Annotated in this window: 12 protein-coding genes; 2 read left to right on the top strand and 10 right to left on the bottom strand. The window is 39.2% G+C overall.

Translation table 11 applies throughout. The annotated features are described in order from the left end of the window. Positions 1-22: 22 nt before the first annotated feature. From GVV19_RS01095 to GVV19_RS01115, 6 genes are all read right to left on the bottom strand, one after another. Positions 23-1,558 (bottom strand): glutathione ABC transporter substrate-binding protein, encoded by a 1,536-nt coding sequence (locus GVV19_RS01095; RefSeq protein ID WP_159644903.1) that lies wholly within the window; start codon positions 1,556-1,558, stop codon positions 23-25. Positions 1,559-1,798: 240 nt separating this feature from the next. Beyond that, the gene (locus GVV19_RS01100; protein ID WP_159644905.1) at positions 1,799-2,167 is read right to left on the bottom strand and encodes a hypothetical protein; all 369 of its coding nucleotides are present in this window, start codon (positions 2,165-2,167) and stop codon (positions 1,799-1,801) included. A gap of 3 nt (positions 2,168-2,170) precedes the next feature. After that, positions 2,171-2,623, bottom strand: a complete 453-nt coding sequence (locus GVV19_RS01105) for a hypothetical protein (RefSeq protein ID WP_159644907.1) — start codon at positions 2,621-2,623, stop codon at positions 2,171-2,173. A 57-nt stretch (positions 2,624-2,680) separates the two neighbouring features. Beyond that, complete coding sequence (locus GVV19_RS10840) at positions 2,681-2,812, bottom strand: hypothetical protein (RefSeq protein ID WP_255466684.1); 132 nt, start codon at positions 2,810-2,812, stop codon at positions 2,681-2,683. After that, a complete protein-coding gene (locus tag GVV19_RS01110) occupies positions 2,799-4,145 on the bottom strand; it encodes a sensor histidine kinase (protein WP_159644909.1) in 1,347 nt (448 codons plus the stop codon). The genes GVV19_RS10840 and GVV19_RS01110 overlap by 14 nt, the downstream gene beginning before the upstream one ends. Beyond that, positions 4,142-4,795, bottom strand: a complete 654-nt coding sequence (locus GVV19_RS01115) for a response regulator transcription factor (RefSeq protein ID WP_159644912.1) — start codon at positions 4,793-4,795, stop codon at positions 4,142-4,144. Before GVV19_RS01115 ends, GVV19_RS01110 begins: the two co-directional genes overlap by 4 nt. 96 nt (positions 4,796-4,891) lie before the next feature. Between GVV19_RS01115 and GVV19_RS01120 the strand changes: the two genes are divergently transcribed. After that, a complete protein-coding gene (locus GVV19_RS01120) occupies positions 4,892-5,911 on the top strand; it encodes a D-alanyl-D-alanine carboxypeptidase family protein (protein WP_159644914.1) in 1,020 nt (339 codons plus the stop codon). Between the two features lie 29 nt (positions 5,912-5,940). Here GVV19_RS01120 and GVV19_RS01125 read toward each other — a convergent pair whose 3' ends face one another. Beyond that, positions 5,941-7,188 carry a hypothetical protein gene (locus GVV19_RS01125; RefSeq protein WP_159644916.1) on the bottom strand — a complete coding sequence of 416 codons (1,248 nt, stop codon included), beginning with the start codon at positions 7,186-7,188 and terminating at the stop codon, positions 5,941-5,943. 117 nt (positions 7,189-7,305) lie between these two features. Next, on the bottom strand, positions 7,306-8,247 hold the full coding sequence (locus tag GVV19_RS01130; RefSeq protein WP_159639361.1) for a LacI family DNA-binding transcriptional regulator: 942 nt from the start codon (positions 8,245-8,247) through the stop codon (positions 7,306-7,308). A gap of 124 nt (positions 8,248-8,371) precedes the next feature. On the opposite strand from GVV19_RS01130, the gene GVV19_RS01135 reads away from it, so the two are divergent. After that, on the top strand, positions 8,372-8,623 hold the full coding sequence (locus GVV19_RS01135) for a hypothetical protein (RefSeq protein ID WP_159644918.1): 252 nt from the start codon (positions 8,372-8,374) through the stop codon (positions 8,621-8,623). Here the strand turns inward: GVV19_RS01135 and GVV19_RS01140 are convergent. Both GVV19_RS01140 and GVV19_RS01145 read right to left on the bottom strand, forming a co-directional pair. After that, positions 8,620-9,267 (bottom strand): DUF421 domain-containing protein, encoded by a 648-nt coding sequence (locus GVV19_RS01140; protein ID WP_159644920.1) that lies wholly within the window; start codon positions 9,265-9,267, stop codon positions 8,620-8,622. The genes GVV19_RS01135 and GVV19_RS01140 overlap by 4 nt on opposite strands. A gap of 794 nt (positions 9,268-10,061) precedes the next feature. Then, positions 10,062-12,176, bottom strand: coding sequence for an InlB B-repeat-containing protein (locus GVV19_RS01145; RefSeq protein WP_159644922.1), 2,115 nt, complete (start codon positions 12,174-12,176; stop codon positions 10,062-10,064). Positions 12,177-12,244 lie beyond the last annotated feature (68 nt).

The raw sequence follows: 12,244 nt of genomic DNA on the forward strand, positions 1-12,244 counted from the left end.
TTGTCGCCCCACTCAGTGTTAATTACTCTCCAACTTTAACTTGGCTCAAGAAGAATGAACCTGTTGGATGGTGTTTAAATCCTTGAACATTTTTACGTGTTGCAGTGACGTTTTCACCATCTTGAATGAAAATCCAAGGTGCTTCATCACGAATGATGACTTGTGCTTCTTTATAAAGTGCTTCACGAGCTGCTGGATCAATTGTTGTTTTACCATCATCTAATAATTGGTCAACCTTAGGATTACTATAGAATGCTCGGTTTCCAGCTTTACCAAATTGTGATGTGTGGAACAATGGATACAGACCGTAATCAGCATCGGTTGTGACAGTTGTCCATCCTAAGATATACATATCACCTTCGCCTTTTCCAGTTGCATCTAAGTATGCTCCCCATTCTAATTGGCTAATTTCAACAGTAATACCAAGTTTTGAAAGTTCTTCTTTGACAACTTCCGCAATCTTAATACGCTCAGCATTGTTATCACCAACTAAAAGTTTCAATGTAAATCCACCATCTGCATATCCAGCTTCAGCAAGTAATGCTTTTGCTTTATCTACATCATAGTTGTACGGTTCTAATTCTGAATTTGCACCAAATACAAGTGGGTTTAAAGGTCCTTGTGCGGCTTTACCAACACCTTGATATACCGTTTTAACGATTGCATCAACATCTATAGCATAGTTAATAGCTTGACGGACGCGAACGTCATTGACTGGTGTTTTACTTTGAGTGTTGAAACCAACATATCCTGTTGATAAGTTAAGGTCACGGTAAAGTGCTAACTCTTTATTTTCTTCAACTTTTGCAATATCTGATGGTGCAACATCAAATGCAATATCAATTTCACCATTCTCTAAAGCGATGAGTCGAACAGAGTTCTCTTTGATAACTTTAAATGTAATGGTTTCTGCTAAGCCTTTTTCCCCCCAGTAATCGGCAAAGCGTTCCACATTAACTTCACTACCTGCTGTCCAGTTCGTGAATTTGTATGGTCCTGTACCCACAGGTTGTGTTCCATAATCTTGACCACCATCTGTAACTGCTTTTTCATTCATGATAGCTGTTGCTGGGTGGGCAAGGTGTGTCAGGAATGGCCCAAACGGTTCTTTCGTACCAATTTGGATCGTGTGGTCATCAATTACTTTTACTTTCGCAGGATCAACGGCACCGACAATGTGTCCAATTTGCTCAGATGCAGCTGCACGGTTCATGGTATATGCAACATCTTTCGCTGTAAATGCTTCCCCATTGTGGAATTTAACGTCTTTTCGAAGTTTAAACTCATAAGTTGTATCATCAATGACTGTCCATGACTCAGCAAGTCCTGGCTCTAACTCAAGTTTTTCATTTTGTTTAATCAGTGTTTCATAGATTTGACGCGCAATTCGTGTTGTTGCTTGGTCATTGGTATTCTGGATGTCAAATGTTACGGCATCAGCACTAGATGCGATGATCAGTGAATCCTTTGCCCCTTGGCTTGATCCACTTGAACATGCAGTTAAAAATAATGCGAATGCTGCGATCATAATGATCGATAATTTTTTGCGATATTTCATATTTGTTCTCCTTCTCTTCACTGGTTTTCTCGAGTTTATCACATAACGCAAGCCCATTGCAAACATTTTCATCACAAATTGTAAAGTTTTACATATTGGCAATGTAAAGTTTTACATTTCGAAGTATGAATTTGTCTGTGAACAGTGGGGATTTCTTCACAATCAATAGTTTGTAAGCCAAACCAATTGTTAAGCAACTTTCACATTCAAAATCGTAATAAAAAAATCGGCCGAAGCCGATTAGCGTAATGTTTCAAGTAAATCATATCTATAATAATGGTCAGTGTTCTGAGTAAAGCGAACAGTGCTCACGTTTCTTATTTTCTTAAGGACTCTAAAATAAGATACTAACAGTTCGAAAAAACCATCGCTCTCAAAGTATGCTGCAGTACCACCGAAATCATGGATCAGCATGACAATCTCGTTCCCTTCGTTCACGATCTCCACATGAATGTAAAATGTGTAATCATTGCGGTACGTCCGCGACCCAAACTCAATTGCATCTGTAAATGTCGTATACGTTTTATCAAACACTTTTGAAACATCTTGGTGTTGATCCATATACTTTGCGAAATATGCACCTGTAAAAGCAACTAAATCTTTATTCATACCTTACCCAATCTTACATGTTTTATGAAGTTCACGATGTGTAAACCAAATACCCAGTGCAAGAATTCCTAATGATATTATTTTATAAGGTAAATTCGCAAGTGGCAAGGCATAAACTGAAAATGCAACACCAAAAGATGCAAAGAAAGCAATCACGCAAGGAGTACAGCCATAGGTCAAGATGCCAAAAATTATCGACACAAAACTGAAATTTTGACTTTTACTCTCTTTACCGATGATGCTGAATTGCAAACTACTAATCATCATTAAGTAAGCAGATATACCTGCCATAACGATGTTTAGGATGATATTAGTTATGACAAGCCCAAGTGAATATAGCGACTGCATTTCACCATAGCTCGTATTTAAATTGTCAATAATTACATTTACGAGTAAAAAGAAAGTAAAAAATCCAAAAAATTTGTATTTATTGTTGGTAATGTAGTTTCGTATCATAGGTCACCTCATTGACTTTAAATATACCACCCACGGTATTTCATGCAAGCAACATGCTCACTCCACTCGGGTAATAATTTCATCAACAACGATTGTTTTATGTCGAATTTCATTGAGAATACCAATACTCAATGCGAAAAGCGTAAGTAAGAGTAAAAGCATGATTACGTAATGTCTATACTGTTTCATAGTAACCTCGATGTGGCAGTGTAAGTACCACTTCATAATGCGTTTCTGTGTGATGGGATGTAAGTGATCCGTTATGAAGGTGCATAATTTTTTCTGTCAATGCTAAACCCATTCCAAAGTTTTCAGATTTTGATGCGAATGAACGCATCGGCGTGATTGAATTTGTAATATGTAACGTGTAGTGCGTTGGTGTATCTATTCCCCAAATATGTATCGGTATCGAACGGTCCATCGTTGCTTCAATCGCATTTGTCATCACATTGAGAATCGCGATATGGAATAGGCCTTCGTCAATATCAAGTGTAGACGGTTCAAGGTTAATCGAAAGTGCTTGATGGGTCGGTTCGGCAATACCGGTGATTAACTCAGATAGCCACTGTGTATCCTGTGTCACATATGAGAGTACTTCCGTACTTTGGCTATACAGTTTAAGAAGTGACACTGATAATGATTTTAGTCGATATGCTTCCTGGTAGATTGCTACGAGCGTTGCTTCTACTTCTGGGTCTTTATTTTGCGATAGTAAACGGTTGGTATTCCCCAATATACTGGTGAGTGGTGTTTTGATTTCATGAGACAGATAATTAATGAATTCTTGTTGTGAGGCATTCGTATCATGCAAACTTGAGAGTTGTTGATTCACACTCGCCATCATAATATTAAATTGATGAGCTACTGCCGCAACCCGATCACTATCTATCGCATCGACACGTACCGTTGTCTCGAGGTTACCTGCGCGTACTTCGGCCATCGCTTGGGTTAGCGATTCTGTCGGTTTGACGACATAGCGCGCGAGGAGCCATGATATGAGAGCTGAGCCTATGGCTGCGAAAACCATAACACTGACAGCATTTAAAAAGAGGGTCTCAATAATTTGAATCGTGCTGGTCAAGTCATATCGTAAACTAATTATTAATGGACTGAATGCTGTTTCGATAAACTCTTGCGTTACAAGCACTGTCTCGTCTGATGACGAGTAGGTTTTGACCCATACCGCATCATAGCGAACATTATTCATAATCTCTAAATGTCCAAAGGCTTCGTAGTCCTTTGATTTGAGCAAAATCGCACCCGAAGTTGAACCAATGACATATTCACTTTGAAGCGTTTGACGCAGGTCGTTTTCCAGTGGTTCTCGAGATGCATCTTTTTCGATGTCAGAGATTCGTTGTGTCGTTATATATGCCAAAGATTTATGTTCCTCGAGAGCACGTTCTTGTGCTTGTTGCATCAAACTTTGCGATGCGATTGTAAACCATGCCAGGCCAATACCACAAATGAACGTCACAAAAGTCGCCAGTAATATTGTGAATATTTTAAGATAAGGTTTCATACGCTTTTATCCAGTATATAGCCAAACTTAAAAATCGTTCGAATATTCCTTTCGAGTTGTAGTTTTTTACGCAGCCGTTGAATATGTAAATCGAGGGTTCGTGTTTCGGTATGTTCACCACCCCAAATCTGCTCTAACAGATAGTCGCGCGAGAGCGCAATTCCAGTATTCTCAATTAAAAATAGGAGCAAGCGGTATTCCATTGGCGTCAGTGATATTACCTCACCTGCGATTGTTACAGTGCTGGCCAACGTATCAATATTGAGATGATAATATTGCATTTGCTCTGCTTCTTTATGATAACGACGAAGGATTACTTTTACCCGTGCGAGTAATTCAGGAGTCTCAAATGGTTTCGTCAAGTAATCCTCAACGCCAAGGTCATAAGCTGCTATTTTATCTTGGATGGAATCCAATGCTGTCAACATTAAAACCGGAATATTATAGTCTTTAATCATAGGCATGAGATCGTAGCCAGTATGAATTGGAAGCATCACGTCAAGAATAATTAGGTTATACGCATTAAGCTCGATGGCATCGGCCCCCATCTGTCCATCATATGCACCATCCGTTTCATAGCCTTGTTCTGTTAACGTTTGAACAACCATTGTACGTATATGTGGGTCATCTTCAATTACAAGTATCTTCATAAGCGCTCCTTTTGTTTTAGTATAGCATGTGTCTTTTCTGGCTGGATACATTTTGGTTACAAGTCTTCGGTATCATCCTTGCATGAGGTGACAATTATGAAAAAATTAAGTTTTGTCTTATTGATTATTGCAGTCTTTTTCCAAATGAAAACAGATGTCTATGCATCCCAAAATTATTATTCGACGACCTATTTACTTGTTGAGCGAGAAAGTGGTGCTATCTTAGAACAGTTAAATGCAGACCAGCCTTTTCATCCCGCATCTATGACCAAAATTATGACAACGTATGTTGCATTAGAAATGATGGATGAATCACAACTACAAGATACATATACGATGACCCATGAAATCTTTAATGATTTAGTCCGGATGGATGCTTCTGTCGCAGGGTTTGATGCTGGAGAAACAGTTAGAATAATCGATATTTTGTATGGCATCATGCTTCCGTCAGGTGCCGATGCAACTCGAGCAATTGCTGATTACATTAGTGGCAGTGAGGCAGCGTTCGTACGCTTGATGAATCAAAAAGCGCATGAATTGGGTCTCAAGGATACGCATTTCGAAAACACAAGTGGCTTAGATCATCCGAATCATCTAACAACTGCACATGATTTACGAATCATGCTTGAAGCTGCCCTGAAAAATTCAACATTTCAAAAAATATTTGCGGCATCTGAGTATCACTCTGCGCCAACCAATTACAAAGAATCAGGATATACTTGGGTCGATAAGAACCTTGAATTTGCGAATCGTGTTGATCCCCAAAATCCTTTGACGGGTGCAAAATCGGGATACACCGAATTGGCGGGTTCCGCGTTAGCTTCAACCGCATCAATTCAAGGAAAGTCATATATGGTCATTTCTGCCGGCGCTCCTTATGGTCCTTTTGATTTCTACAACGTACAGGATGCATTAAAGTTCTATGCTCACGTTCCTGAAGCATCAACTTCCACTAGCAAAACCGCGCCAACCAATGTTCGCTCAGAATCGATTGTCGTTAAAGCACCCGACAAACCCGCTTTATTTTCCTCAAATTTACTCTTCCTTATTGGCGCACTCGCAACAGTGGTTGGATTTCTGATGTATCTAATCCGTAAAGTCTTCAAAGATTCATAAAAAAAGGTATCCAAAGGGATACCTTTTCTCTATTTTACGGTAACTTTATGAACTGTATACGTTGTATCAGAGAACTCTAGAATGTAGTTATCATGTAAATACAGTTTATCGAAACCTTGTTTTGAAACATTGCCCGTTCTATCAATTAGGTGTGTTTTACCAGATTTCCCAACAATCATAAATGGTGTTTGGAATGACAGATTCGTTGAAAGTGTCACGTCTGGTTCCGCAATCTTGCGGTAGTTTTTAAATCGTGCGTCAATTTCTGGGAACCCATCAAAGCAAGTAAACTTACGGATCGGTGTTGAATCGCAGTTAAAGCGCATAATTTGATTTTCTACAATTTCATAACCATTTGGTAAATCAATTTCACTTGCGATAACTGTTTCACCTTGCGTATTGATGTATCCAAGCTTGCCATTTTCGATGACGCCAATAGCTTTATTATCAGCTTGGAAATCATGACGTGGAGTTGTCACAATGTCATATTTGAAATCTAGTTTAGAAATATCGACAGGTGTTCCTACCTGTAATAAAGCTATCGCAACTTTATCGCCGACAGTTATTGACTCAAAAGTAACCGCTTGGCCGTCTTCATGATATGCTTGGCCTTCAGTTGCTACAATTTGATGAATTGGTATTAAGTTCGAGCGTCCATATTCTATAATGTAGTCAACATTAACTTCTGTTCGAATTACGCCTTCAACCAACGAGTCAACTGAATATTCGTATTGGTACAAAACACCATCTTCAACGGCGTATATTTGTGTACTTGCATAGTAATCACCACCATAAAGCGGTTCCTCAAGAACCTGTGGTGTTCCATCATCATTAAACATTACAGTGTACTGTGATTCTAAATCTTTAAGTATAAAGGTTGGGTAACGCTGACCATTATCATACTTGTAGTTGAACATATTTACTTTTGATGTTTCAACTACATTGGTTGCATTCCCTTGTTTATCAATTGCTTTTACCATACCATTATCTTCAATCACAGACCCACCTGATGGATCAAAGAAGAATAACTGATTGTATGCGATGGGCTCGAACAGTTTCTCGAACGCATACACAGGATCGGTATTATCAACTACCGGCGGCTCAACAATTGGTGGATCAATGATTGGTGGAACAACAGGTTTAGGCTTTCGCATCAGAGCCCAGACACCTATACCAACAATAAGAACACCAGCAACGACAAGCGCGATACGCGTGTTACGTTTCTTTTGCTTGGCCTTTTCTTCATTCTGTGATAATTGTTTTTCGAAGTCATCCATAATTTAGTCCCCCTTTGCTAACTGTGGATTATTTCAACAACTATTTATCCTATCTTTATTTTATCACATGACAAGAAAATGTACACGCTTTCATTTTGTGAGTTCGGCGTGGTTCTCTTAAATATTGCGGGGAATGAATTCTGCCTCGATGCCTTCAGATTGTGTTTCACCACTCAACAATGCTTGTACCGCTGTCGCACCGACGGTATCAAGATTCAATTGAATTGTGGAAAAGTCCATGACTTGGCTTAACGTTAAATTATCTTCACCCACAATTATGTAATCTTTGCCGACATGATACCCTAACGATAATGCTCCTGTAATAATTCCTGCTGCATGATCATCACTGTGCGTGTAGATTGCATCCGGTACTTGTTGCGATCGAAACATCTCAAGTGCACACGCTTTCCCATCGTCGAAATGATGCGCATCACTGCGATAATAAACGATGTTTTCAGGTGTATAAAATTCATGAAAGGCTCGCATTAATTCTTTAAGTGACTGTGACTCACGAGCTACGGTAATCGCTATCCGATTCTTACCCTTAGCTTGAAATGTTTTAAACATTTCTCGATAGACTTCATAGCGTTTCGTAAACACGGAGGCAATTCCTTGTGGAAGGTCTCGCTCGCAAACAATCAGGCGATACCCTTCATCATTGAACGCTTGAAGCACCTCAATATCATTACTACGTGATGTGAGAATTATGCCATCAACACGCTTATCTTTTAGTTTATTAAGATGCTCTAGCTCAATGGTTGCATCAAAATAGGTTGGCATCAGTAAGATTTCATAACCATTGTTGATTGCCTCTTGAAGGACGCCTTTCACAAATGTATCGTAACAGTGGGTATTATCAGGAATAATCACTCCGATAACTTTTGTTGAACCTGTACTAAGGTGAACAGCATGAATATTTTTTCGGTAATCCAAAATCTCTACCGATTTCATAATAATCGCATAGGTTTCTTTCGATACATATCCCGACTTGTTGATTGCTCGAGAAACTGTTGCTGGGGAAACATTTGCATGTTTCGCAATATCATAAATGTTTGCCATTGTAATCCTCCATTAGTCTTAGTGTATCGTATTTTTGCATGTGGAAGGGATTCCACATTTTCAGTTTTAACTTGACATGAAACGCGTTCCATCCATTAAAGTATGGATGAGAGGAGATGATTTTATGAAGTATATTGTTATTGAACCACTCGCACCCAACACAGATATGCACCGGTTTGAACGTGCTGTTGCTTGGCTAAAAGAAGATGGATATCATGTCGTAAACGACTTTGAAGTCGTTAACAAGCACGATGTTGCTTTCACAGTATCAAACGGTAATGTTTACACGCAAGATGCTGAGATTTCGTATCCACTTCGCTATTCAATCGCTTATGATCTTGAACGTTTAGCACTTATAATGAAACCTGGAATTTAGGTGTTCCACTCAATAATTCGATAGTTCCCATCAAAATACTCAATCGCAGCAATATCATCCAATGAAGTATAACCTTGCTCTTTTATGTACTCGTATACCCAAGATGTATTTTTCCCAGTGCGCTCCAGATTATCTTTATAGATGACTTTATCAACAACTAAAAGTATTGGGTATTTTGTTTCGCTTTCATGCGTGGTGATTACGAGCGAACCGTTTTGCTCTATTTGTCCAGAAGCGACATGTGCAATATCTTGGATTCCTTGGAGTCTAAGTTTGAGATACAAATCAGCGATTGGAAGGCGAGCTTTTTCTACTCCCTTTCGTGTAATTTTACCATTCTTAATGACATTGATAATATCACCGTCAATAAGTCGCTTTACAAGAATATTATGTTTTCGCAATAGATTTAAACTGATGGATAAAATTGCCCAAATTGTCATAACCACCACAAACTGAAGTGTCGTAATTGTAGGGTTATAAAGCACACCACCAATGATTCCCCCAAGAATGTAATTTTGAATTTGATCAAGCGGTCCCATTGGTGCAAGATTAGCTTTCCCCGACACTTTCATGACAAGAATGGCATACGCAATTCCAATTACTAACTTCAAAAAGACGTCGACATATTGTATATATGAATCCATAATTTCCCCCTAACATGTATTTATTTCATTATACCATGACGACGCCATCGCCTTTAGATTTAAAAAACACACTCGTTGAGTGTGTTTTTCAGTGCCCATATCATGGTTATCTCATAACCTTGGCACATGTGGATCCCTTTTTAATGTGCTCGATAGACATCGGCATGGTGCGCATAACCTGTGTTTTGCAAAGTCGATTTTATGCACAAACCCGTAGTGATACAAAATACGGTACGATAACTTCCTGTTGCAAATCAGAACCACGTGGGTTTGATCTTAATGGGGATGGAGAAAGTATCGTTATATCAAAACAGCTGATATTGTTTGTGTGGCTGCAAGTCTTTCAATGACGCCTTGCAATGAGGTGGCTAAAATCAGTGTTCGAACCAACGTTCTGAGTAAACTTTAAATCTCGAATAGTTTTTAAATGTGCCTGATCCAGTTTTTAGAAAACAACGTTGTTTTTACCTCGATAGTACTTGGGAGTCCACATTTTAAAAGGTAATCAGAGCATGAATCGCTGTACTGAAGCGGAATCATTTCTTTCGTTGTGACTTCTCTGAGATTGTCTTTGTGTCCTGTTGCAAATACAGCAACAAAATCTTATTCCAAATATTCGTACTCTGTCGTTTAGGAATAATATACTCACGTTTATCGGCACAAAATAAACGTTGCAGCTTCTCTTCAAATTGATTCAAAACAATCACCCCACACTTAATAGACGACTCACAGACTGAAATAGACTTAATAATGTCATATAAAAGAGGGATGTTCCTTCATCCCTCTCGATTTAATTATTGTTGATGACGTTTTCGTTTCATTAGAACGACTCCTGACAAGCCAATGCCCAGAGTTAGAATTGTTAATCCCACTTTGTTCATCATGTTATTCATACCTGTTTGTGGTAATTGTGCTTCCAGAGTTTCGGGCACTACAGGATGAGTTGGTTCTACTGGAATCGCTGGGTCTTCAGGGTCAATCGGTGTTACACTCTCATTATATTCCCACTTCGCATACAGCGTTGTGTCATCAGTGATTGGTGTTGTGAAATCCCATGGCGTTGTGAGGGCTTCATCTGCATACCAACCTGCGAATGTATATCCGGATTGTGTTGGATCAGTTGGTTTTAAGGCTACCGTATTTTCTAACACCGTCTGGCTCTCAATATCGCTACCGCCATTACTTTCAAATGATACCGTGTAATTTACGGCTACTTTGTCCCACTTCGCATACAGCGTTGTGTCATCAGTGATTGGTGTTGTGAAATCCCATGGCGTTGTGAGGGCTTCATCTGCATACCAACCTGCGAATGCATATCCGGATTGTGTGGGTGCTTTGGGTTCGATAGCAACTGTTTGTTTTAGAATTAATTGATTTTCAACGGCACTACCGCCATTACTCTCAAATTTAACCGTTGCATAATTGGCAATTGGTACCCAGTTAGCATACAGCGTAGCGGGGGTTCTTTCTGGATAGGGTGTATCGGCGTCATCTGCGACAAAATAGGTTACATTGTGGGACACCACATCTGTGTCAAAATCCCATTTGGTTTGACTTTCAAATGTTGGACTAAAATACCAACCTTCTAGAACATAATCAGACTGTACCTCGTTACCGTTAGGTTTCTCAAGGAGTTCACCATTACGTACCAATTGATGAAGTGATTGTGCTGTAAAGTCGCTGGTATCGACATTATAGCTATTCGGATTGCTCTCAAAGTCTACGTATAACGGTAGGTCCATATGCATTGATACTTCAGAATTGATAAAACTAAAGGATTGTTGTCCATCCACATCCAACGTCATATACTCTTCATCCATTCCAAATCCCATAATTCGTGTCGGAAGAATGTTGTAAGGACCACTGGAGTAAGGTAATCCGTCTTCATCGTAGTATTGATCTTTCACGTCATCAAGAATCAAGGTTCCTTGTACCTTGGCTAGCTTATCAATTCCTTGACCATCATCTGCTTTGAGATCAAATGTATTTCCATCTGAATCAATCGCGATTAATGTATCAAACAAATCGGCTTCATGAGTATAAACATTGGGGAAATAATCAACCGTCTCGTATTGATTTCCAGATAACACGACGCCTTTATACGGATTATCCATTTCAAAGTCTAATGCATATTTATTATCGGCCTCAATGTAGCGAATGGTATAAGAAACAAGGTACGGCGCTAACGGACCCCGTTGTTCCATCATTGTTACGCCGACTCCTTTATTAAAGAAGCCCTTTAACCACGAATAATCAAACATTCGCGGAAGATGACTCATACCATGCCCGAGGTGTAAATCGGTAATCGTTCCTTCGATTATGTTATCACTGATTGCGTTCAAGTATGATACCAAATCCTGTTCTAGCGTTTCATCATACAAGAAGGATTGTGTTACAAAATGAGGTGCCATTGCATGGTCAGATAGTAGCTTGGGTTCATAACCAATTGTTAAGCTTACATTTTGTGAGGTCATTGCTTGCAGTGGTTCAAAATTGTAATTTGCTTGTGGTCCAACAAGCATCAATGAAAACTCAGAAAGATTTGAAAACAATTCAATTCCTTTTAAATCACGTCCAACAAAGACGCCTGTATAATCGTTAACTGTTTCAGTTGAATTCCAAATTTCGTTTTCATCGTAAAATGCAATGCGTTCGAGTGCAATAAACTCTTGCAGTGTGAAATCTGCTGCACCGTTACCACTCATTTGATTATCGCGTTCGATTTCATATAGTGTTAGAAAGTCATCGCTTAACTGTGCTCGAATTTCATCATCGCTCAATTGTGTTGGTACTTTTATTTGATCTGGATTTGTCACATTGTTGTAGGATTGCGAATCCGCGTGTGTGACTTGAACTGATAGTGGCATTAATAATAAGGCGCATGCCGTCATGGTAATTAATTTTTTCATGGTTGCCTCCTCGTCACTCACGTGCTCTCACACGTGAATGGCACAACATTAAGATGTTATGTGCTTAA

Origin of the sequence: Erysipelothrix anatis (assembly GCF_009828745.1) — a bacterium.
Taxonomy (GTDB): Bacteria; Bacillota_I; Bacilli_A; order Erysipelotrichales; family Erysipelotrichaceae; genus Erysipelothrix; species Erysipelothrix anatis.